This is a genomic window from Deinococcus marmoris, from assembly GCF_001949125.1.
Classification (GTDB): Bacteria; Deinococcota; Deinococci; order Deinococcales; family Deinococcaceae; genus Deinococcus; species Deinococcus marmoris_A.
On record NZ_MSTI01000091.1, the window covers coordinates 1 to 21790 of the forward strand.

At 65.1% G+C, this 21790-nt stretch carries 18 protein-coding genes and 1 pseudogene; 9 read left to right on the forward strand and 10 right to left on the reverse strand.

Annotated elements, in window-relative coordinates; all coding sequences use genetic code 11:
• Positions 1-265, reverse strand: a 265-nt coding sequence (locus tag BOO71_RS13335; protein WP_139322934.1) for a transposase, incomplete at its 3' end; no start/stop codon positions are given.
• A 452-nt stretch (positions 266-717) separates the two neighbouring features.
• Here BOO71_RS13335 and BOO71_RS29315 point away from each other — a divergent pair.
• Positions 718-861, forward strand: a pseudogene (locus BOO71_RS29315) (IS982 family transposase); the annotation flags it as partial.
• Between the two features lie 12 nt (positions 862-873).
• Here BOO71_RS29315 and BOO71_RS13340 read toward each other — a convergent pair.
• The 5 genes from BOO71_RS13340 to BOO71_RS13360 form a co-directional block, all read right to left on the reverse strand.
• Positions 874-2286: a S10 family peptidase gene (locus BOO71_RS13340; protein WP_075833359.1), complete on the reverse strand. Its 1413-nt coding sequence runs from the start codon at positions 2284-2286 to the stop codon at positions 874-876.
• Positions 2287-2406: 120 nt separating this feature from the next.
• The gene (locus BOO71_RS13345; protein ID WP_075833161.1) at positions 2407-3552 is read right to left on the reverse strand and encodes a thiolase family protein; all 1146 of its coding nucleotides are present in this window, start codon (positions 3550-3552) and stop codon (positions 2407-2409) included.
• A 97-nt stretch (positions 3553-3649) separates the two neighbouring features.
• Positions 3650-4411, reverse strand: a complete 762-nt coding sequence (locus tag BOO71_RS13350) for a 3-hydroxyacyl-CoA dehydrogenase (protein ID WP_075833163.1) — start codon at positions 4409-4411, stop codon at positions 3650-3652.
• Positions 4412-4446: 35 nt separating this feature from the next.
• Positions 4447-5583 (reverse strand): acyl-CoA dehydrogenase family protein, encoded by a 1137-nt coding sequence (locus tag BOO71_RS13355; protein ID WP_217694893.1) that lies wholly within the window; start codon positions 5581-5583, stop codon positions 4447-4449.
• A gap of 570 nt (positions 5584-6153) precedes the next feature.
• Positions 6154-7239, reverse strand: coding sequence for an alpha/beta fold hydrolase (locus BOO71_RS13360; protein WP_083653412.1), 1086 nt, complete (start codon positions 7237-7239; stop codon positions 6154-6156).
• A 124-nt stretch (positions 7240-7363) separates the two neighbouring features.
• Here BOO71_RS13360 and BOO71_RS13365 point away from each other — a divergent pair, with 124 nt between their 5' ends.
• The 8 genes from BOO71_RS13365 to BOO71_RS13400 all read left to right on the forward strand — a co-directional run bounded on the left by BOO71_RS13365 (position 7364) and on the right by BOO71_RS13400 (position 17273).
• A complete protein-coding gene (locus tag BOO71_RS13365) occupies positions 7364-8524 on the forward strand; it encodes an ABC transporter substrate-binding protein (RefSeq protein WP_075833167.1) in 1161 nt (386 codons plus the stop codon).
• 199 nt (positions 8525-8723) lie between these two features.
• A complete protein-coding gene (locus tag BOO71_RS13370) occupies positions 8724-9773 on the forward strand; it encodes an alpha/beta fold hydrolase (protein ID WP_075833169.1) in 1050 nt (349 codons plus the stop codon).
• Positions 9774-9825: 52 nt separating this feature from the next.
• The gene (locus BOO71_RS13375) at positions 9826-10686 is read left to right on the forward strand and encodes a branched-chain amino acid ABC transporter permease (RefSeq protein WP_075833171.1); all 861 of its coding nucleotides are present in this window, start codon (positions 9826-9828) and stop codon (positions 10684-10686) included.
• Positions 10683-11675 carry a branched-chain amino acid ABC transporter permease gene (locus BOO71_RS13380; protein ID WP_139322937.1) on the forward strand — a complete coding sequence of 331 codons (993 nt, stop codon included), beginning with the start codon at positions 10683-10685 and terminating at the stop codon, positions 11673-11675. Before BOO71_RS13375 ends, BOO71_RS13380 begins: the two co-directional genes overlap by 4 nt.
• Positions 11672-12421, forward strand: a complete 750-nt coding sequence (locus tag BOO71_RS13385) for an ABC transporter ATP-binding protein (protein ID WP_217694894.1) — start codon at positions 11672-11674, stop codon at positions 12419-12421. Before BOO71_RS13380 ends, BOO71_RS13385 begins: the two co-directional genes overlap by 4 nt.
• A gap of 160 nt (positions 12422-12581) precedes the next feature.
• Positions 12582-13310, forward strand: a complete 729-nt coding sequence (locus BOO71_RS13390) for an ABC transporter ATP-binding protein (protein WP_075833174.1) — start codon at positions 12582-12584, stop codon at positions 13308-13310.
• A 111-nt stretch (positions 13311-13421) separates the two neighbouring features.
• Positions 13422-16478 (forward strand): BTAD domain-containing putative transcriptional regulator, encoded by a 3057-nt coding sequence (locus tag BOO71_RS13395; protein WP_075833367.1) that lies wholly within the window; start codon positions 13422-13424, stop codon positions 16476-16478.
• Between the two features lie 24 nt (positions 16479-16502).
• A complete protein-coding gene (locus BOO71_RS13400) occupies positions 16503-17273 on the forward strand; it encodes a 3-hydroxybutyrate dehydrogenase (protein ID WP_075833177.1) in 771 nt (256 codons plus the stop codon).
• Positions 17274-17537: 264 nt separating this feature from the next.
• Here BOO71_RS13400 and BOO71_RS13405 read toward each other — a convergent pair whose 3' ends face one another.
• From BOO71_RS13405 to BOO71_RS13420, 4 genes are all read right to left on the reverse strand, one after another.
• Positions 17538-18416 carry an ABC transporter permease gene (locus tag BOO71_RS13405; protein ID WP_075833179.1) on the reverse strand — a complete coding sequence of 293 codons (879 nt, stop codon included), beginning with the start codon at positions 18414-18416 and terminating at the stop codon, positions 17538-17540.
• 43 nt (positions 18417-18459) lie between these two features.
• Complete coding sequence (locus tag BOO71_RS13410; RefSeq protein WP_075833181.1) at positions 18460-19404, reverse strand: ABC transporter permease; 945 nt, start codon at positions 19402-19404, stop codon at positions 18460-18462.
• Positions 19405-19476: 72 nt separating this feature from the next.
• The gene (locus tag BOO71_RS13415) at positions 19477-20955 is read right to left on the reverse strand and encodes an ABC transporter substrate-binding protein (RefSeq protein WP_083653413.1); all 1479 of its coding nucleotides are present in this window, start codon (positions 20953-20955) and stop codon (positions 19477-19479) included.
• Positions 20948-21655, reverse strand: a complete 708-nt coding sequence (locus tag BOO71_RS13420) for a FadR/GntR family transcriptional regulator (protein WP_075833185.1) — start codon at positions 21653-21655, stop codon at positions 20948-20950. The genes BOO71_RS13415 and BOO71_RS13420 overlap by 8 nt, the downstream gene beginning before the upstream one ends.
• Positions 21656-21790 lie beyond the last annotated feature (135 nt).

Below are 21790 nucleotides of genomic sequence, written 5' to 3' on the forward strand. Positions count from 1 at the left end.
CCCGTTCCTGTCGCGCAATTTCCAGCTCCCGTTCGAGTTCTTGAAGACGAGTCTCCTGTGGTGAAAGGGCGGGGATCCCCCGCCCGGTGAAGGCAGGGCGTCCAGCGGCCGTTTGATGGTCCTGCTGTTGCTTCCACCGGACAACGTAGTGAGGAGGAACGCCGAGGTCACGGGCGATCTGAGCGCAACTCTTACCGGTCGTGCGAACCAGGCGGACAGCTTCGTATTTGAACTCAGCGGTGAACTTTTGCTTGGGTACGGACATTCTGTCCTCCAGTGTGAATCACACTGAACTTACCCTCCACCAAACCCTAACAACATCATCCTTCTCCTTCTCGCTCTCGTCATGAACAGACGCCCATAAGGACGCTATTCCTCCCGCTCGGATTTCATCGTTTTTGCAAACGATTCAATCAGAGTCCTTGTCATGCCTCAAGGCGAGCGCAGAACGTCTGGAGGGAGTACCCCGTTCAGGACTTGAGCTGGCGTAGATTGCTCCGCGTCCAGACGATGAAAATCGAGGTGACATGGATCGATATTCTTTCCAACACAGTTGAGATCGTCGGCGCAGCATTCGCCCGCTTCACCGTTGGACCAAATCGCACTTCAGCGCTGAGAAAAAGTGTCGTCACCAGAGAGTCATCGACGCTCTGCCCATCGTGGGCTAAATTTATCCGCTCAGGAGCAATTCCCGGTAGACCACCGGATGGCGGTCAGCACACCAACCAACACAAACGCATTGAAACGGTGTTCTCGCAACTTGCTGCTGAGAATGCCCAGTCTGTCCAGACCAAAACACTGGTCCCATCGCGGTTGTGCGTCGTCCTGACCGTCATCGCCCACAACCTTACCTGGCCCTGAACGGGGTCAATCTCAGGTTTTCGCCCACTTGATAAAGGCGCTCAAGTCCTGATACTGCTGCTCCAGACTGGGCAGGTGCACGTACATCATGTGGCCAGCTTCATAGAACGCCTCGCGGATATTCTTCTGGAGACCGGGATCAAGTTGCAGGTGATCAAAGGTATGCCGCATCGCCCAGTACGGTGTGGCGAAGTCATAGTAACCGGCAGCTACCAAGACTTTCAGATGGGGGTTCTGGTGCATGGCGCTTCTCAGGGTGTCCGACACCCGCACGTGCCGGTTCTCGAAGTCCTTGTTGCTCCACGGACGGGTCCGCCCCGATAGGACCTCATACGCCAGATCAGACTGGAAGCCCAGTTCCTGACGGACATAATGGTTCAGAGTCGCTGTGTAAGGTCCCACGATGGCCGCGTAGCTTGGATCGTAATCCGTGCCGCTGCCGCCTTTCTCGCGGTCAATGCCCGTGAAACGGCTGTCGAGACGCCCGACGGTCAGCCCCTGATCCCGCAGCAGTTCCTTGCAGAAGCGCGACAGCGGAACACGCAGATCGTGGTTCAGGACGAACTGCTCGCTCAGGCCAGTGAGCCGGGCATACCGCTGGGCAATCTTGAGACGGACGTCTGGCGACAGGCGGGCACCGAGGTGCAGGGCGCTGGAATACTCGTTGTCCGCAAACGCTTCCGCTTCCCGCAGCACCGTTTCCAGGGGGCGGCGTTCGCCGAGTTTGTCGTGATACCAGGCCGTGGCCGTCTGGGTTGGCAAATGGGTGACATATGCCAGGTCGTGACCCGGCGTGGTGTCCACCGTGGCGTAATCGAGGATGGCGCTGATCAGCATCAGTCCACTGAGAAACATGCCGTGACGCTCTTGCAGGTAACCGCTCAGGCCAGCGGAACGCAGCGTGCCGTAACTCTCGCCAAGCAGGAATTTAGGGCTGAGCCAGCGGCCCGCGCGCGTCGTCCACAGGCGGATAAAATCGCCTACCGATTCGATGTCTTTCTGGAAGCCGTGGAAATCGCCTGGATTCTCTCCCTCGGTCACGCGGGAATAGCCTGTACTCACCGGATCGATGAACACGAGGTCCGTGTCCGCCAGGAGCGTGAACTCGTTGTCCGTGAGCCGGTAGGGCGGCCCAGTCAGCCCACCGGCGTCGCCCATCACCACCCGGCGCGGCCCCAGCAGGCCCAGGTGCAGCCACAGGGATGGGCTGCCCGGGCCACCGTTGTAGGCGAAGGTCACCGGGCGCGTCGTGGCCTCCTGATCGTCCAGGGCGTAGGCCACGAAGAAGATGCTGGCCTGCCCCTTGTTGCCTTCAAATTCGCCGTCTTTGGCGTGCTTTTCCTCAAGCAGCACCATCGTTCCAGCCGTGGCCGTGTAGTTCAGGGTCCTGCCGTTTACATTCAGGCTGTGCCGGGTGACACTCACCTCATCACAAGGCCTCCGGGCAGCGTGCTGGGCGTCTTTTTTCTCTTCTGGTGCATCATTGCGGTCAGGAGTTTCGTTCATTTGTTCCTTCCTTGCGAAAGCGGTTGACGGCCCAGAACTTCACAGGCGTTCGATGATGGTGGCGGTTGCCATGCCGTGGCCGATGCACATGGTCTGCAATCCAAACGTGCCGCCTGTGGCTTCCAGACCAGTGAGCATCTTGGCCATCAATCCCGCGCCGCTGGCCCCCAGGGGATGGCCGTGGGCCACGGCCCCGCCCCAGGGATTGACCCGGGCCGGATCGGCTTTCAGCTCGTGGGTCCACGCCAGGGCCACGCTGGCGAAAGCCTCATTGATCTCGATCCAGTCGATGTCGGCCAGGGTCATCCCGGCCTTTTTCAGCGCCTTGCGGGTGGCCGGAATAACGCCCGTGAGCTGCATGGTGGGATCGTCTCCTACCACCACGCGGGCGCGGAAGCGGGCGCGTGGGCGCAGGCCGTCAGCGACAGCCGCCTCCCGGTCCCCCACCAGCACGGCGGCGGCCCCGTCGCTGATCTGGCTGGCGTTCCCGGCGGTGACCACCCCGGCTTCCCGGAACGGTGTCTTGAGGGCGGCCATCCTGACCGGGTCAATGTCGCCGCGCACGCCCTCGTCGTGCTGAACGGTGATGGCGTTTCCGTCGGCGTCCAGCCCAGGGGCGGGCAGCAGTTCGGCGTGTAGCCCGCGCGACGCGGCGGCCCGGCGGTGGCTTTCGGCGGCAAAGGCGTCGAGCATCTCGCGGCTCAGGTTCCAGGCGGCGGCGATGCGCTCGGCGCTCTCCCCCTGATGGATCAGATCGACCGCTGAGAGCAATGCGGGATTGAGGCGCTCGAAGCCGCCGCCGATGTCGCTGAACATCGGCACGCGGGTCATGCTCTCCACGCCGCAGCCGATGGCGTAGGTCAGGTCCCCGGCGTCCACGCCCTGCGACGCGAAATGCACGGCCTGCTGCCCGCTGCCGCACATGCGGTTCAGGCTCAGGGCCGGGACTTCGGCGGGAAACCCGGCCAGCAGCACCGCCAGCCGCCCGATGTTCGCGCCCTGTTCACCCGTCTGCGTGACGGTGCCGGTGATCACGTCCTCGATTTTGCCCGCCTCCAGGCCCGCGCGGCTCAGCAACCCATTCAGCGTGAAGGCGAGCAGGGCGTCGGGCCGAACCTCACGGTAAACTCCGCCCCGCTTGCCGTAGGGGGTGCGAACCGCTTCCAGAATGACCGCTTCTCTCATGGGTTCTCCTGTGGTGACGGGGAATTGTCAGGACATTCGGCCAGGGTCAGGGTGCTGCGCCTTGCCCGTTCATAGGGCTGCGCTGCCGTCTGGGCGCTCATCTGGGGGCCATTCGGATCGCGCCGTCCAGCCGGATGGTCTCGCCGTTGAGCATCCCATTCTCGAAGATGTGCCGCACCAGCGCGGCGTATTCGTCGGCGCGGCCCAGGCGGCTGGGAAACGGCACCTGCTGGCCCAGCGAATCCTGGGCCTCCTGCGGCAGCCCCTGGAGCATGGGCGTCTCGAAGATGCCGGGAGCCACGGTGACCACGCGGATGCCGCTGCGGGCCAGATCACGGGCGATGGGCAGGGTCATGCCCACCACCCCGCCCTTGCTGGCCGCATAGGCCGCCTGTCCGATCTGACCGTCGTAGGCGGCCACTGAGGCGGTGTTGACGATCACCCCGCGCTCTCCTCCCTCGCCGGGTTCGTGGTCCAGCATGGCCTGCGCCGCGAGGCGGATCACGTTGAAGGTGCCGATCAGGTTGACCCGCACCGTGCGCTCGAAGACGTCCAGCGGGTGCGGGCCGCGCTTGCCTGCCGTGGTGGCCGCCGGGGCGATCCCGGCGCAGCTTACTGCCCCGTGCAATGCGCCGAAGCGCTCAAGCCCGGCATGAAGGGCGGCCTGCACATCTGCCTCGCTGGCCACGTCTGCCCGCACGAACAGGCCGCCGAGTTCCCCGGCCAGCGCCTCGCCCGCCTCCGCATTCAGATCCAGCATCAATGGAAAGCCGCCTGCCTCGGCCACCATCCGGGCCGTGCCTGCCCCCAGCCCGGAGGCTGCCCCCGTGATCAGCACCGTCTTGTCTTTGAGATTCATGACTCTTCCTCCTGCTGCTGTTCAGGCAACCTGAATTACCGCTGCAACTCGCGGGCGATGACCAGTTTCTGGATCTCGCTGGTGCCCTCGTAGATTTGCAACACCTTGGCGTCCCGGAACAGTTTCTCCACCGGATATTCCGTCGAGTACCCCATCCCGCCGAAGATCTGCACGGCCTCGGTGGCCGCTGCCATCACGCTCTCGGCGGCGAACAGCTTGGCCTGCGAGGCAGCCAGGGTGTTGCGCTGGCCGTGGTCGATCAGCCACGCGGCGCGGTAGGCCAGCAACCGGGCGGCCTCCAGCGAGGTGGACATCTCGGCCAGCTTGGCGGCAATGAGCTGATGGCGGATGATCGGCTGCCCCATCGTCTGCCGGGTCTGCGCGTAGGCCAGACTTTCCTCCAGACAGCGGGCATGCACACCCACCCCGAAAGCCGCCACCATCGGGCGGGAGTGGTCAAAGGCGTCCATGGCGATGCGGAAACCCTGGCCTTCCTCACCGATGCGCTGCGAGGCGGGAATGCGGCAGTCGTCGAAAAAGACCTCGCAAGTGGGGGCGCAGCGCTGGCCCAGCTTGTCCAGCGGCTCCCCGACGCGCAGTCCCGGCGTGCCACGCTCGACGATGAAGACGCTCAGGCCCCGACTGCCTCCCTCACCTGCCTGACCGCCCCCCGTTCGCGCAAACACCACGAAGAACGAGGCGCGGTTGGCGTTGCTGATCCAGGTCTTGCTGCCCGACAGGACATAGTCGTCGCCGTCGCGTGCCGCGCGGGTCTGTAGGCCCGCCACGTCGCTGCCCGCCCCTGGCTCCGTCGCGGCGTAAGAGGCCAGTTCACCAGCCACCAGCCGGGGCAGCACCCACTGCTTTTGCCCCTCGCTGCCGTGGTGGATGATGGCGTCGGCAGCCAGCGAGTTGATGCTCAGCGCCGCGCCGACGCCCACGCAGCCCCGGCACAGTTCCTCGGTAACCAGGGTCAGGGCCAGACAGCCCAGCCCCGCGCCGCCGTAGGACTCCGGCACGGTCAGGTTCAGCAGACCCAGGGCCAGCGCCTGATTGTAGATGGCCTGCGGAAATGCCTTGGTGCGGTCCAGCTCCGCCGCCTGCGGAATGATCTCCCGCCCGGTAAAGGTCCGGGCGAGCTGCTGGAGCTGGCGTTCTTCTGAGTCGAGCATGAAATCCAAGAGACCCTCCCTGGGTGCTTACCTGCGGCGGAGTGCCGCCAGGTTGCATTGAGTGTGAATTGACCAATTGAGCATACTCAACCTGGCACGGCTGTGCAGGACGGCATGCGGTCAGCAGAGACAACCGGGTGTTGTTCGCACGCTGAGAGAACTGGCGGCTGACAATGGGAGCGTGAAGCCGCCAGAGACTGATGACGCCGCCCCCATACGCTGCATGACCCGCCACCTGCTCTTGGCCGCTGATCAGACGGAAAGGTTCAATCGGCCCGTGTGAACTTTGACCTCTTCCTCAGAACAGGCTGTGCAGGGGCAAGTCCTGAAGTTGCTGGCCCGCAGACCGAACTTGCCCACGGTGATGATCAAGGGGCTGGCGGGAGCGGCTTTGGTTGGTGGCACGGGCATCAGGCGCTGCCCGCAGCCATCGGCATGATGCTGTTTTACACGGCTGGCATAGCGGTCATTAACTTGTGGATTGATCGTCGTGAACGTCCGAGCGCCCCTCCCGTCTGGTCTGATGGCACTGCCCGTGCTGTATGGCGTGTGGTACGCCATGCACCTGGATCAGACCTGCGGAAGGTGTTCGGCGTTGGCAACAGGCAGAGGCGGCGCTGCTGGAGCGTCCAGCAGGTCCCGCACCTGCGTGGCAAAGGCCAGTGTGTCGTTCACGCAGCCCAGATGTCCCTGCGCGGAGGCAAATTCCAGATGGACGTGACTGACCCCCGCTGCCGCCGACGCCTGCGCGAAGGTCCGCATCTCGGCGGCGGGGAAGAACTGGTCCACGGCGACGTTCACGGTGAGCAGCCGCAGCCCGGTCTCAGTCCAGTGTGCAAACAGCCTGGGGTGCGGGGCCACTGCCGCCAGATCGTGCGTCTCTATCAACCGCGCGATGTCCAGAATGTGCGGCAGGCTGGCCGTCCCCGAGCGGGAGGACAGGTAGCTGCCGAGATCGGCGTCCCGGAAGGTCGATTCCAGCCCGTCAGCGCCCAGACCGAAGAAGGTGATCAGACGCAGGGCCTCATCCAGGCCGCCTGCCTGCGCCACCTGATGCAGAAAGGGAGTGAAGGCGTCACGCAGCACGGGACCGATGTATGGGCTGGCGGCCACCGCCACCACGCGCGGCGCAAGTCTGGGGGTCCGCGCCGCCCACTGGAGGGCCTGCAACCCGCCCAGGCTGGGGCCAGCCACGGCGTGCCAGCGCTCCACCCCCAGCGCCTGCATCAATTCCAGTTGGATGGCATGCAGGTTGCCAAAATCCCAGGCCGGAAACCGTCCGCCCCACGCCTTTCCATCTGCGTGAGGGGTGTCCGGTCCGGTGGTCACGATGCCAGGATCATGGGCTTGCACGTTGGACGGCGTGTTCATGCAGATCACGAAGAAACGCTCGGTGTCCAGCGCCAACCCTGGCCCGATCAGCGCGGCCCACCAGCCGGGTGTACCGTCCGGGTTCAGTCCTGCCGCGCGCATGGTGCCGGTGTAGTAGTGACAGACCAGTACGGCATTATCGCGCGCCGCGTTCAGTGTTCCCCAGGACTGCGCGCCCAGCCGAAGCGGCACCTCCACACCAGAAAACGTTGCCTGGGTCGAGAAGACCCATTCACCCGGCCTCGCGCCCGCTTCCAGCCTTGGTCCACACAGCTTGTCGCTCATTACAGCAAAGGGTAGGCGGGGAGCGTTACGCGGCGGTCACAGTGAGGCTTCTGGTCAGGTCTTCCTTTCCCTTCCCCCACGCTGTAACGCCCATGTGACGCCTCCCCATTACACTGCGCGCGTTATGAAAACTCTACTTCTGACGGGCGTGTTGCTCGCGGTTTCCGGTGCGGGCGCAGTAAAGGTAGGCGTGCTGATTCCCCTTTCCGGGGCGGGCAGCGTGTCGGGCCAGGCGGCCAAGAACGGCTACGAACTGGCGCTTGATGAGATCAATAAGGCTGGTGGCGTGCTGGGCAAACCGCTGGAAGTGGTCTACGGTGACGACGCCAGCGCCCCGGCCAAGGCGGTGCCGGAATTCGTCAAGCTGGTCACGGTGGATAAGGTGGACTTCATGGCCGGCGGCGTGAGCAGCGCGGTCAGTGTGGCCCTTTCGGGGCCGGCCAAGCAGTACAACACCTTCATGGCCTGGATCGGGGCCGCTGCCACGCCCGTCGAGGATGCGTTCGCCGATCACAAGTATTTCTTTCACTATCACCCGTGGTCCTACTACAATTTCGAGGCCATCCTGGGCTTCTTCAAGACCCTCAAGGACAAGCAGGGGGCCAAAAATATTGCCATCGCCTACGAGGACGGCCCCTTCGGCAGCGCGGGCATCGACGCCACCGTGGACGCCTTCAAGAAGGCCGGATTCAATGTGGTGCTGACCGAGAAGTTCAAGACCGGCAGCGGCAACTTCGGCCCGCTGGTCAGCAAGGCCAAGGCCGCCAAACCCGACATCATGTACTGGGTGGGCTACGACACCGACGCCCTGCCGCTGGCCACTGAGATCAAGCAGCAGAACCTCAAGCTGGGCCTGATCTACGGCACGCCGCCGAGCTGGCCCGTGGGCTTCGAGAAAAACCCCCTGGCCAACGACATCGCGGGCCTGAGTCTGTGGCTGCCCACCAGCCCCAACAAGGAAAGCGCCGCTTTCGTCGCGGCCTACAAGAAGAAGTTCAACAACGTCACGGAGGAGTACTTTGCGCCTTTGGCCTACGTGAACCTCAAGTCGCTGGCCGCCGCCATTAACAAGGCGGGCAGTGTGGACAAAGACAAGGTGGCCGCCGAACTCGCCAGGATCAACATGCCCACGCCGTTTGGACCACTGACTTTCAGCAAGAGCCTCAAGACCCAGTACCAGGGCTTTAAGGCGGGCAACTGGCTGCACTTCCAGTTCCTGAACGACACCCGCGTGCCCGTTTACCCGGCCAACTTTTCGCAGAAGCCCGTGGTGTGGGGCAAGTAGGGGCAAGGGGGCGGCGACGGTTTAACCCCTCAGTCTGCTTCGCAGCCAGCTCCCCTTAAAAGGGAGCCAAGGAGTGCGACTGGCCGGGCAATTCCGCAACTCTTGCCTCCCTTCTAAGGGGAGGTGGCCCGAAGGGCCGGAGGGGTTAAACCGCAAGCTCCCACCCCTGCACATCCGAACAATAAATAAAGGGGCCACCATGACACCCACTTCAAGAACCGTCCAGACCTCCCGCCTCAACACCGCCGTGCTGGAGCGCCCCGCGACGGGCGAGGCGAAGCGGCGGCTTCTGTTCGTTCACGGCAACGTCTCCGACGGCGAGTTCTTCCGCGACTTGATGGCCTCTCTGCCCGGTGACATTCACGCCGTCGCCCCCGATCTGCGCGGCTACGGCGACAGTGAGGCCAGACCGATTGACGCCACGCGCGGCCTGCGCGACTGGTCTGATGATCTTCTGGCCCTGCTGGACGCGCTGGAATGGAAGGGCGCGCACCTGCTGGGCTGGAGCATGGGCGGCGGCGTGGTCATGCAGGTGGCGTTGACCGCACCGGAGCGGGTGCAGTCCTTAACCCTGGTGGCCCCGGTCAGTCCCTACGGCTTCGGCGGCACGCACGGCGCGGACGGCACGCCCAACAACGCGGATTTCGCGGGTTCGGGCGGCGGCACGGTCAATGCCGCCTTCGTCTCGGCGGTGGCTGCCGGAGACCGCTCTGACACGGCAGGCAGCCCGCGCGACGTGATGCGGAAGTTCTACTTCAACGCCGCACAGTTTCAACCGGACCCAGAGAAGGAAGAGGCGTGGGTATCGTCCATGCTCAAAACCCGTACCGGGGACGGCTTCTATCCCGGCGACATGACCGCCAGCGAACACTGGCCGAACGTCGCGCCGGGGACGGCTGGGGTGGCGAACGCTTTCAGTTCCAAATACATGAACCTTTCGGCGTTTGCTGACCTGACCCCGCCGCCACCTGTGCTGTGGGTACGCGGGGAAGCCGACGCCATCGTGGGGGATGCCAGCCTGTTCGATCTGGCCCAACTCGGGGCGCTGGGCGCAGTTCCTGGCTGGCCCGGCGCGGACGTCTGCCCACCTCAGCCGATGCTGATGCAGACGCGCACCGTGCTGCAACGTGGGGAAGCCAACGGCGGCAAGTGGCGCGAACTGGTGCTGCCCGGTGTGGGGCACTCGCCCTTTATTGAAGCACCAGACGAGTTCAGAACAGCCTTTCTGGAGCATCTGACCCAACACTAACCTTCCGTCCACAAATCAAGACCCAAATAAATCGCCACCCTACGGAGCCTGAATGGATCTCTTTTTACAAACCCTGCTCAATGGCCTGCTGCAAAGTGGGATTTACGCGCTGGTGGCCTCCGGTCTGGCACTGGCGGTGGGCGTGGTGGGTATCGTCAACTTCGCGCACGGCGAGTTCCTGATGCTCGGGGCCTTCATGGCCTGGGCCGCCAGCGCCTTTCTGGGCATCGATCCGCTGCTGTCGCTGCCCATCGTGGCGGTGGCAGTCTTCGGCGTGGGCGCGCTGACCTACCGCGTCAGCATCCGGCATGTGCTGCTGGCCCCGGAACTGAACCAGATGCTGCTGACCTTCGGGCTGGGCATCCTGCTGCAAAACCTGGCGCTGATGCTGCTGGGCGGCAACACCCGCACCGTCACCACGCCCTATCAGGCCAGCAGCCTCAATATCGGCGAGCTGAGCATCGGCGGCCCCAAGGCCATCGCTTTCGGGCTGGCGGTGGTGGTGCTGGGCGCGCTGTATTTCACGCTGTACCGCACGGTGCTGGGCCGCCAGATGCGGGCGGTGGCGCAGAACCGCCGGGGCGCGCAACTGATCGGCATTCCGGTGGACCGCGTGTACCTGATTGCCTTCGGCGTGTCGTGCGGGCTGGCGGCGGTGGCCGGGGTGCTGGTCAGCGTGTTGCTGTTCGCCTCGCCCACTGTGGGGCTGGTCTTTGCGCTGAAAGCCTTTGCCATCATCGTGATGGCTGGGCTGGGCAACCTGACCGGCGTCCTGTGGGCCTCCGTCATTCTGGGCCTGTCCGAGGCGCTGGTCCAGACCTACGTGCCGGGGGGCGGCGGCTGGAGCGACGCGGTGTTCTTCCTCATGATCTTCGGCACACTGGTGATCCGCTCGTTCAGGAAGGCCGCATGAGGGCAGACCGCATGGGCACGCCTGCCTCCAAACGGCAGGCCGCCCGCAAACCAGACATTACGGGTGTGGCGTTGGTGCCGCTGGCGATCTTCTTCCTGCTGGCGCTGGCCTTTCCCTTCCTGCCACTGGGAGACTTGGGCGCCTTCCTGCTCCAGATCGGCTTCTTTACGCTGGTGGCCGGGATCATGGCGCTGTCGTGGGACATTCTGGCGCGCAGCGGGCAGGTCAGCCTGGCGCATGCGGCGTTCTACGGGCTGGGCGCATACGGCTATGCACTGCTGCTGAAAACTGGCCTGGTCTGGTCGCTGGCCATGCCGCTGGCGGCGCTGGGCGCTGGTGTGGTCAGCCTTCTGGTGGGCGCAGTGACCATGCGCCTGAGCGGCATGTACTTCGCCATCGCCACCCTCGCCTTTACCGAGGTGGTGCGGACGATCATCCAGAACCTGCCGGAAGATGTGGCGGGGGGCGCGAACGGCCTGCTGGTTCCGGCGCTGCTGGGCGGCAATTCGCGCGGGCAGTATCTGCTGGCCCTGCTGCTGCTGGCCTTAACGGCGAGCGTGAGTCTGGCGGTGCGGACGGGCCGCCTGCACCATGCGTTTGCCGCCATCCGGCAGGGTGAGGAAACGGCGCGGGTGCTGGGCGTGTCCACCGTGCGCTACAAGCTGGCGGCATTCTTCATCTCCAGCTTTCTGGCAGCGCTGGCAGGCGTGCTGTACGCGGGCAAGACCTTTTTTATCAGTCCGCTGGATACCTTCAGTCTCGCCAATTCCATCGCGCCGCTGACCACCAGCATTTTTGGCGGGCTGTACACCACACTGGGGCCGATCCTGGGCGCAACCGTACTGCGTATTGCAGAGGAAGCGCTGCACAACGTCGTCAAGAACGGCTATCTGGTGGTCTACGGGCTGGTGCTGATGCTGAGCATCCTGTGGCTGCCGCGCGGGCTGATGGGCCTGTTCCGGCGCGGGCGGCACGGGGGTGACCTGTGAACACAGTGGGGCAAGTGGTGCTGAAGGCCGATGGGCTGAGCAAGCGCTTCGGCGGTCTTCAGGCTGTGCAGAACGTGACCTTTGACCATTACGACGGTGAGATCCTGGCCGTTATCGGGCCGAACGGTGCAGGCAAGACCACCCTCCTCAACCTGCTGTCGGGGGTGTATCGGCCCAGTTCGGGGCGGCTGGAACTGCTGGGTCAGGACATCACACACGCGCCGATGGAACAGCGCTGCCACGCCGGGCTGGGCCGCGCCTTTCAGGTGGTGCGCCCTTTCCCGGAGATGACCGTCCATGAAAACGTGACGGTGGGCGCACTGTTCGGGCAGCCCGGTACAAAGTTGCCGCAGGCCCGCGAACGTGCCTATGACCTGCTGGAACGCACTGGACTGGCCGATCAGGCCGCCCGAGCCGCCCATGAACTGACGCTACTCCAGGACAAGCGTATGGAAATTGCCCGTGCCCTGGCGACGGGTCCCCGCGTGCTGCTGCTGGACGAGGTGATGGCCGGTCTGCGCCCCGCCGAGGCTGCCGAAGCAGTGGAACTGATACGGAGCGTGCGCGCCGATGGCGTCAGCGTTTTGTTTATTGAACACATCATGCCGGTGGTGCGTGATCTGGCAGACCGCGTGGTGGTCATGGATCAGGGTCAGGTTATTGCCCACGGCACCTACCGGGAGGTCACGGCGCATCCGCAGGTGGTGGCCGCGTATCTGGGCACGGAAGAGGGGCTGGGAGCATGAGTGGAATGAAAGGTCTAAGGGTCAAAGAGTCTGAGGGGCTGGGAGCTTTTTCCCCTCTCCACTTGTGGGAGAGGGAGGGAGGAGCGAAGCGACGGAAGGGTGAGGGGGCCACCCAGCAGGCCCCCAACGAAAATAGATTCATCCACCTGGAGGCCACCCCATGACCGCCCCCCAGGGCCAGGAATTGATCATTGAAAACCTTGCCGCTGGCTACGGCAAGATTCAGGTGTTGTGGGACGTCAGCGTGCGCGTCGGGCCGGGAGAGTTCGTCGCCATGATCGGGGCCAACGGTGCGGGCAAGACCACCACGCTGCGGGCTGTCAGCGGCGTGGTGCGGCCTACAGGCGGCAGCATTCGCCTGGGTGGGCAGGACATCACCCGTGCCACGCCGACGCAGATCGTGGGTCTGGGCCTGGGCCATGTCCCCGAGGGCCGCGAACTGTTCGGCCTCATGACCGTGCGCGAGAACCTGGAACTGGGCGCGGCCATGCGCCCCGAGGCGCGCGCCAAACAGGCCCAGACGCTGGAACACGTCTATTCGCTGTTCCCCCGTCTGGCCGAACGTGCCGGGCAACTGGCCGGAACCTTGTCGGGCGGTGAGCAGCAGATGGTGGCCGTGGGCCGCGCTTTAATGGGCCGCCCCAGCGTGCTGGTGGTGGATGAACCCAGCCTGGGCCTCTCGCCTTTGATGACCCAGACCGTCTTCGGGGCGCTGAGAGCCGTCCATGCCGAGGGCGTCGGCGTGCTGCTGGTAGAACAGAATGTGGGCCTCAGCCTCAAGCTGGCGCAGCGGGCCTATGTGCTGGAAAACGGCGAGGTGGTCAAGGAGGGGACGGGCGCGGCGCTGCTGGCGGACCCCAGCGTGCGGGAAGCGTATCTGGCGCTGTAGCGGGCAGAGCCACCCGCCGGCCTCCGCGCCTCTCCATCAAGTATGTTTGCTCCAGGCCCCTAAATCAGGAGCGGGGCAGACCGCAGCAGCATGGCCTTGCTAGCATCGGGCATGACCCTGACCTGGCGTGACCTGACCTCGCGGCGGCGGGCGCGGGTGCCTGCGGTGCGCGGCGCTCTGGCCCGGCCCCGCCTACAGACGGTGATGGAAGCCGCGCGGGTGCTGCTGCTGGTGGCCCCGGCAGGCTACGGCAAGACCACGGCGCTGGCCGGAAGCATGGCGGGCGGGGCGCACGCGTGGCTGACCCTGGATGCCGATGACGCCGATCCACAGGTGCTGGCCGCCGGGCTGGCACTGGCCGCCGAGGGCCTGCCGGGAGGCGCAGAGGTGGCCGGGTTGCTGGACGCTGGAGCTTCCCCCCGCCGTGTGGCGGCGCGCGTGGCAGATCTGTTGGACGCCTGCGGTGGCCTGCTGGTGCTGGATGAGGCGCAGCATCTGAGTGCCGAGTGTGGGGGCGGCGGGGCCGTGGGCGACCTGCTGCGCGAGTTGCTGGGCGGCGGCCTCCCCGGCACCACGGCTGGGCGGCTGGCGCTGCTTTCACGCGTGCCGCTCGCACTGCCCGAACTGGCCCGGCTGGACGCGGCGGGCGAGGTCACGCGACTGGGAACGGCAGAGCTGGCCTTTACCCGGCAGGAGGTGGGCGGGCTGCTTCGTGCTGGCGGCCTTCATCCTGCCGACGCGGAAGTGCGGCTGGCCCACACCGTCACCGAGGGCTGGCCTATCGCGGTGCGTTTTCTGGCGCAGGCGGCAACGCAGGGCCGCGTTCAACTGGCCGCGCTCGCTGATCTGGACGGTGGAGAGGCACAACTGGGAACGTTGTTTGCCTACCTGGCTTCCGAGGTGCTGGGACCGCTGGACCCAGCCCTGCGGGCGGTGCTGACGCGCGGCAGCCTGTTCGAGGAGCTGACGCCTGAACTGGCCCGTGAAGTGCTGGATGAGCCAGATGGGGCGGCACTTCTGGAGGCGCTGGCGAACGGCGGCACCTTCCTGACGCGCTCGGATCATCTGGCCGGTTCGGAAAGTGCGGTCTACCGCGCCCATCCCCTGCTCCGTGCCCACCTGCGGACCGGACTGTACAGCACTGAAATCGAGGCACTGGCGTCGCGTGGGGCAGCGTATTTTGAGCGCACTGGACGGCCTCGCCGGGCGCTGGCTGCACATCTGCTGTCGGGCGACACGGCGCGGGCGGCGGCGCTGCTCTCGGTGTACGGGGCGGGATGGCTGGACCAGGGCCGGGCCGGGCTGATTGAGCGCAGCCTGGGCCGCCTGCCCCGCGCGGTCTGGACGCCCGAATTGCACGCCCTGGCGGGGGACGCCCTGCGCCTGTCGTCGCGGTACGGCGAGGCGCTGGCCGAGTACGAACAGGCCACGCCGCTGCTGCGGGCGCTGGGGCAGGTACAGGTGGCGCTGGACACGGTGCAGCCGGACGCGGCCTGGGAAGCGCTGGATGTGGCGACCACCCTGGCCCCCGACTCGCCCATACTCCGGCGCATGCGGGCCGAGAATCTGCTGAACGCCGGGCGGCTGCCGGAGGCGCTGGCACTGGAACCCAGTTTGCGGGACGGCGCAAGAGCCGCCCTGCGTTCCGGCGATCTGGAACGGGCGCTGGAACTGGCACTGGCGGCGGCACGGGGCGAGGCGGGCGGTGCGCGGGCCGCTCAGAACCACCGGGAGGGGCTGCTGCTCGCCTCTTTTGTCCATGCCCTGCGTGGCGAGTCGGCGCAGGCCGCCGAGAACGCCCGCGCCGGACTGGCCGAGGGCGAGCGCCTGGAAAGCCCCTTCGTGCGCTCGCTGGCGCTGGCACGGCTGGGGCATGCCGGGATGACGGCGGGTGATCTGGACGGTGCGCGGGCCTCCTACGAAGACGCCCTGATGCTGGCCCAGCGCGTTTCGGGCCGCCTGCGTGTGGAGCCGCTGATGGGACTGGCCTCACTGGCGGGCCGGGCGGGTGATTCGGCGCAGGCCATGAGGCTGAAAACCGAGGCGCTGGCCCAGACGGGCGGTGACGGCTACATGGCTGGTCTGCTGCATCTGGCGGCGGCGCTGGGCGTGCAGGAGTCAGGGAACACCGATGGGCCTGGACTGGACGCTGCCCTCACCGCCTTCCAGACCTGCGGCGACGCCTTTGGAATGGCCTGCGTGGCACTGGCCCGTTTCGCTGCGGATGGCAGCGGGGATCTGGAGGCGGCCCATGCGGCGGCGCGCTATCCGTTTCTGCTGGCCCGGCGCGGCCTGTTGTCGCCAGTCTCCAGTTCATCTGGGCGGGCGCGTTTACTGGCGCAGTTGGCACACGCCCACCCCGAACTTCAGCTTGCCCTGCTGCCCATTGCCCGCCAACTGGGCTACCTGCACTTGCCCCAGCCAGATCAGACGCCCGGCTTCAGGGTCCAGATCTCCGTGCTGGGGCGTGTTTCAGTCACCCGCAGCCATGAGACGAGGGCGCGCGACTGGGGACGGGCCAGGGCGCGTGATCTGCTGGCGCTCCTGGCTGTCCATGACGCTGGTCTGGCACGCGAGGCCGCGCAGGAGGCGCTGTTTCCAGGGGCTGATCCCGGTGTGGGCGAGCGCAATTTCCGCGTGACGTTGCATGCGTTGGGGCAGGTGCTGGAAGAGGGGGCGGCCAGCGGCATGTTTCTGGAACGCGGCGACTGGATTCGCCTCAAGCCTGGTCCCGATCTGTGCATTGATCTGCATGCCGCCCGCACGCTGCTGGACACGCAGACCGGAGACACTGGACGTCTACAAGGACTGCTGGCCCTGCCGGGGCGGATCGCCGACTCTGACCTGAGCGACGTGCAGAACGAGGCCCAGCGCTACGCCGCCCGCCTGCCCGACGCGCTGGCCGCCGAAGCCGAGCTGGCCCTGGATGGTGGAAACACCGAGCTGGCCGTCCGCGCCGCCGAACGCGCGCTGGCTCTGGACTCCGCCCACGAGAGTGCCGCCCACGCCCTGATGCGCACCTGGCATGCACTCGGCCAGGCTGTCGCCGCCCGCCGGGTCTACGATCAACTCTTCAGCGCTCTGGATGAACTGGGACTGGAGCCGCTGCCAAAGACGCGGGCGCTGGGCGGTCATGGGGTGGTCATTTCATCCCGAACGCTGCGGTAACGCCTCCGTCCTACACTCCGGGGCATGACAACACCACAGCAACAGAGAACCGCGCTGGTCACAGGCGGAACAGGTGGCATCGGCCTCGCTATCGCACGCAGATTCCAGGCCGATGGGTTGCGGGTGGCCGTCCTTGATCTGGACCGACCAGAAGGACGCGAAATTGCCGCCGAACACGAGTTGACGTTCATTGGAGCGGACCTGTCTGAGCGTGAGGATTGCCGCCGCGCCGTTGACGAGACGGTGGCTGCATTGGGCGGATTAGATGTACTGGTCAACAACGCGGGCTTCCAGCACATTGCCCCGGTGGCCGATTTTCCCGAGGACACCTGGGACGCCATGCTGCGCGTGATGCTGACCGCGCCGTTTCTGCTGTCCAGGTACGCCTGGCCGCACCTGACCCGGAGTGGTCAGGGCCGAATTATCAATATCTCCAGCATTCACGGCCACGTCGCCAGTCCCTTCAAGGGGGCGTATGTCAGCGCCAAGCACGGTTTGATCGGCCTGACGCGCACGGCGGCGCTGGAGGCAGGCGATCAGGGCCTGACTGTGAATGCCATTTGCCCCGGCTATGTGCGAACGCCGCTGGTCACCGGACAGATGGCCGATCAGGCGCGTACGCGCGGCATCACTGTTGAGGAAGTGGAGCAGAAAGTGATGCTGGAAAGCGCGGCCATCAAGCAACTGCTGAATCCCGAAGACATCGCTGCCCTGGCCAGCTACGTCGCCAGCCCCGCCGCCTGGGGCATGACCGGGGCCGTGCTGGACCTTGATCTGGGTTGGACGGCGCGGTAGGCGCACGGTGATCCTGCCACGAGCGAGTGGCTCCTGCGCGCTTCTGGCACAACGCGTCTGACCGTGCTGATACGGATTCCGGCTGTGACGCGGCAGAAATCGGGACCGCGCAGGGTTCCTGCACTCCACACCCGGAATCCGTTTTCCTCCTGCTCACTGTATTGTCCAGAGCAGCGCCCATGACTGGTACAGCTCGCAGAGAGGACGCTTGGACGCTCGTTCGGATTTCCAGGTGTTCTCAACACCTTTCAATCGGAGTCCGTATTACCCCACCCGTCCACGCGGATCGAGCGCTTCCCGCAACCCGTCGCCGATCAGGTTGAAGGCCAGCACGGCCAGGAAAATGGCAAGGCCAGGAAATAGGGCCATCCACGGCGCATCGGTCAGGTAGCCGCGCGCTGCATTGAGCATGGACCCCCAGCTGGGCGCGGGCGGCTGAATGCCCAGGCCCAGGAAGGACAGGCTGGCCTCGGCCAGAATCGCATTGGCGATGGCCAGCGAGGTCTGCACGATCAGCGCCCCGCTGATGTTGGGCAGCAGGTGACGGGTAATCAGGCGTCCGTCGCCCGCGCCCAGTGCCTGCGCGGCCTGCACATAATCGCGTTCGCGCTGCGACAGCACCTCGCCGCGCGTGATGCGGGCAAAGGCAGGGGCAGTCACGATGGCAATGGCGATCATGGTGTTCTGCAAGCTGGGGCCGAGGATGGCGGCAAGGGCAATCGCCAGCACCAGAAACGGCAGCGCCAGCAGCGCGTCCACGAAACGCATCAGCACGTCATCCACCCAGCCGCCGACGTACCCGGCGACGAGGCCGATGCCGCCGCCAAACACCAGGGCCAGCGTCACGGAGATCAGCCCGGCGCTCAGGGACACCCGCGCCCCGTACACCACCCGCGAGAGAATGTCGCGCCCCAGTTCATCGGCCCCGAACAGGTGCGCCGCGCCGGGAGCGGCCCGCAAATCGGAAAAGAAGATCTGCGCGGGGTCAAAGGGGGCCACCCAGGGGGCCAGCAGCGCCGAGACCGCGAAGATCAACAGCACGAACAGGCCGATGACGGCCAGCTTGTTGCCCAGAAAACGCCGCAATGGCGCAGGCAACCGCCGCTTCTCCGGGCTTGGCGTCTTGGAAACCGTTGTCGTCATGTTCTCGCTCCCCTCAGTGGGCTTCCTGTCACTTGTACCGCCATCAGTTGTACCGGATGCGTGGGTCTACTGCCGCGTAGCCCAGGTCCACCAGGAAACTGACCAGGAAGACCGCCACTGCCGAGACCAGCACCACGCCCTGAATCACGGGCAGGTCACGGGTGAACACAGCGTCCACCAGCAGCCGCCCGAAGCCGGGAATGCTGAAAATCTGCTCGGTGATCACCGCTCCGCCCAGCAGGCCGCCCAGTTGCAGGCCGAAAGCGGTCAAAAAGGGAATCAGCGCATTTCTGAGGGCATGTTTGGAGGTGACCTGCCGCGCCGTGAGGCCCTTGGCGTGGGCGGTTCGCACGTAATCCTGCGTCAGCGTCTCGCTGAGGCTGGAGCGCAGATAACGCGTCAGCACCGCCCCCGAGCCGACGCCCAGCGTGACGGCGGGCAGCAGCAGCAGCAGCAGATTGCGCCCCGGATTCTCCAGCAGGCTGGTGTAACCGCTCGCCGGAATCCAGGCCAACTGGATGCTGAACAGGTAGATCAGCAGGATGCCCAGAAAGAAGTTGGGCAGGCTGATGCCCGACAGCGCCAGCAGCGTCAGCACCCGGTCCACCCAGGTGTTGCGCCGCATCGCGCTGAGAATCCCGGCAGGCAGGGAAATCAGCAGCGAGATCAGCATGGCGAACAGCGAGAGTTCCAGGGTCACCGGCAGTTTCTGGGCGATCAGTTTGCTCACGCTGCTGTTGTCGGTCAGGCTGGTGCCAAAATCCAGCCGCACGGCCCCGGCCAGCCAACTCAGATATTGCTGCAACAACGAGCGGTCCAGGCCCAGCGAACGGCGCAGTTCAGCCAGGGCCTGAGGCGTGGCCTCCTGGCCCAGGATCAGCCGGGCCGGGTCGCCGGGCAGCAGCTTGACCATCACGAAGATGATCACCGTGACGATCAACAAAGTAGGAATGGACGACAGCAAACGGCGTAACGCGAAAACAGCCACTGGACCTCCTGATCTGAAAAGTGCGAAAGGGGCGAGCAAGACCAACTGCCCGCCCCTTCGAGAGAATGTCCGTTACTTCAGGTCCACGTCTTTAAATCGGATGATGCCGTCTGGGATGGGCTTGAGGCCGGTCAGACCCTTAACGCTCGCCACCAGATTGCGCTGGAAGTAGACCCAGGTGTACGGGGTGTCGCTGATGATGGTACTCAGCGCGACGTTGTAGGTGGCTGCGCGGGCGGTCATGGCGGTCTGGGCGCGCGCCTTGGCCAGCAGGCTGTCCACAGTTTTGTTGCTGTACCCGGCCTGGTTGTTGGTGCCGTCTGTCACGAAGAAATCGTAGATGTTGCCGTCAGGATCGGGGCGTCCGCTCCAGCCCAGCATCAGGGCGTCGTAATCCTGTTTGTCGGCGCGGTCCAGCAGGGTGCCGAATTCCACCTGCTCGATCTTGGCGGTGATTCCGGCCTGCGCGAACATGGCCTGATACACCTGCGCCAGTTGCGTGGTCACGCTGCCAGGGGTGGTCAGCAGCGTGAATGTCAGCGGCTTGCCGCCAAGTTTCTGCTTGGCCAGGGCGATGTTGGGCTTCTGCACCGTGATGGCCGAGGACGCGGCAGGGGTGCCGGGCGGGAAGGGACCGGCAGCGGGCGTGACCGTGCCGTAGAAGATGCTCTTGGCAATCGCCTCGCGGTCGATGGTGGCCGCCACCGCCTGCCGGAAGTTCTTGTTGTTGAACGGCGCGCGGGTCACGTTAAACCACACGCCCTGGAAGCCGATGCCAGGGTAGTTCAGCACGCTGAATTTGGCGTTCTGCTCTAGCTTGCTGATGTCCTTGGGATCAATCGGCGTGATGGCCTGCACCGCGCCTGACAGCAGGTTGGCGTAGCGCACGTCACCGTCGGTGAAGGGGCGGTAAATCAGTTTGTCGATCTTGGGTGCGCCGCCCCAGTAGCTCTTGTTGGCATTCAGGGTGATGTTGTCCTGGCGCACGCGACTGACGAAGGTAAAGGGGCCGCTGCCCACCGGATTGTTCTGGAAATCGGCCCCGGCCTTCTTGGCCGCCGTGGGCGAGACGATCATGCCTGCGCGGTCCGTCAGCACCGCCAGCAGCGGGCCATACGACTGCGACAGATTGAGCTGAACCGTCTGCGCGTCAATGACCTTGACTTCCTTGATGCTGCTCATCTCGTTCTTGCGGGCGCTGCCTTCCAGCGTGCGGTTGCGGTCCAGGCCGTATTTGACGGCGGCGGCGTCCAGCACCGTGCCATCTGTGAATTTCACGCCGCTCTTGAGCTTGAAGGTATAGGTCAGGCCGCCGTTGCTCACCTTCCATGACGTTGCCAGCGCTGGAACCACCTTGAGGTTCACGTCCAGATCCACCAGCTTGTCGAAAATCTGGTTCATGACCTGACGGTCCACCAGGGCAGTGGACAGCGCCGGGTCCAGTTTGGGCGGGTCGGCGTCCAGGCCCACGGTCAGGGTCTGTGCCGAGGCGGAAGCGGCGCTCAGGCAGGCGGCACTCAGGAAGGCCATCAGGAACTGGGATTTACGCATTGTCTTCTCCTTGATTAATGAGGGGGGCGGCGTGGCGACGGACGGACGCCATGTGAACGAGCATGGCCTGACGGGCGGCCTCGGGCGAGGCGCTGGCAATGGCCCCCACCAGCGCGCGGTGTTCCGAAATCGTCAATTCCGGTTTGTCTCCTACCACCTGATTTCGCAACTGCACCATCAGGGACCGCAGAGTTTCCAGCACCAGCATGACCACCTCGTTGCCCGCAATCTGGGCGATCAGGTTGTGGAAGACCATGTCCTCATCACTGAGTTTGATGTGACGTCTACACGCGGCTTCCTGACGCTCAAGACACAGATGGAGCTGGGCAATCTGGGTGGGCGTGGCGCGGGCAGCGGCCTGTGCTGCCACTTCCGGCTCGATCATCTGGCGGAATTCGAGCAGATGCTCCAGCTTTTGTGGCGAGCGGATAAGCATGCCCTGGAACGGCTGGGTCAGGTGGGCGGCGGAAGGTTCGCGGACGAAAACCCCATTGCCCTGCCGCGCCTCCAGGTGTCCAAGAACCTCCAGGCGGGCAATTCCGTCCCGCAGGCTGGTGCGGGAAATGTTCATCTGTTCGGCCAGCAGCCGTTCGGGGGGCAACCGCTGACCAGCCGCGAAGTCTCCGCGCAGGATCAGGGCCAGAAGTTCTTCTGCCGCACTGGCAGCCAGTTTCTGCTGTTTGATCGGCTGCGCTGTCATCTCGCCTCCTTGTTTCCGACTTGAAGGTCCAGTGGTTGGACCAATTTGGGATGGAGCAAGCTTAGAGCCTGGAAAGGGCAATAAGCTCCATTGTCTAGATCAACGAGAATTTGCGCTGGATTTTGGGCGACAGAA

Excerpts from the sequence above, each read along its gene's own strand:
- BOO71_RS13405 (WP_075833179.1), bottom strand. The coding sequence starts at position 18,416 with ATGACGACAACGGTTTCCAAGACGCCAAGCCCGGAGAAGCGGCGGTTG.
- BOO71_RS13415 (WP_083653413.1), bottom strand. The coding sequence starts at position 20,955 with ATGCGTAAATCCCAGTTCCTGATGGCCTTCCTGAGTGCCGCCTGCCTG.
- BOO71_RS13395 (WP_075833367.1), top strand. The coding sequence starts at position 13,422 with ATGACCCTGACCTGGCGTGACCTGACCTCGCGGCGGCGGGCGCGGGTG.
- BOO71_RS13400 (WP_075833177.1), top strand. The coding sequence starts at position 16,503 with ATGACAACACCACAGCAACAGAGAACCGCGCTGGTCACAGGCGGAACA.
- BOO71_RS13355 (WP_217694893.1), bottom strand. The coding sequence starts at position 5,583 with ATGCTCGACTCAGAAGAACGCCAGCTCCAGCAGCTCGCCCGGACCTTT.
- BOO71_RS13345 (WP_075833161.1), bottom strand. The coding sequence starts at position 3,552 with ATGAGAGAAGCGGTCATTCTGGAAGCGGTTCGCACCCCCTACGGCAAG.
- BOO71_RS13420 (WP_075833185.1), bottom strand. The coding sequence starts at position 21,655 with ATGACAGCGCAGCCGATCAAACAGCAGAAACTGGCTGCCAGTGCGGCA.
- BOO71_RS13375 (WP_075833171.1), top strand. The coding sequence starts at position 9,826 with ATGGATCTCTTTTTACAAACCCTGCTCAATGGCCTGCTGCAAAGTGGG.
- BOO71_RS13370 (WP_075833169.1), top strand. The coding sequence starts at position 8,724 with ATGACACCCACTTCAAGAACCGTCCAGACCTCCCGCCTCAACACCGCC.
- BOO71_RS13360 (WP_083653412.1), bottom strand. The coding sequence starts at position 7,239 with ATGAGCGACAAGCTGTGTGGACCAAGGCTGGAAGCGGGCGCGAGGCCG.
- BOO71_RS13380 (WP_139322937.1), top strand. The coding sequence starts at position 10,683 with ATGAGGGCAGACCGCATGGGCACGCCTGCCTCCAAACGGCAGGCCGCC.
- BOO71_RS13365 (WP_075833167.1), top strand. The coding sequence starts at position 7,364 with ATGAAAACTCTACTTCTGACGGGCGTGTTGCTCGCGGTTTCCGGTGCG.
- BOO71_RS13350 (WP_075833163.1), bottom strand. The coding sequence starts at position 4,411 with ATGAATCTCAAAGACAAGACGGTGCTGATCACGGGGGCAGCCTCCGGG.
- BOO71_RS13390 (WP_075833174.1), top strand. The coding sequence starts at position 12,582 with ATGACCGCCCCCCAGGGCCAGGAATTGATCATTGAAAACCTTGCCGCT.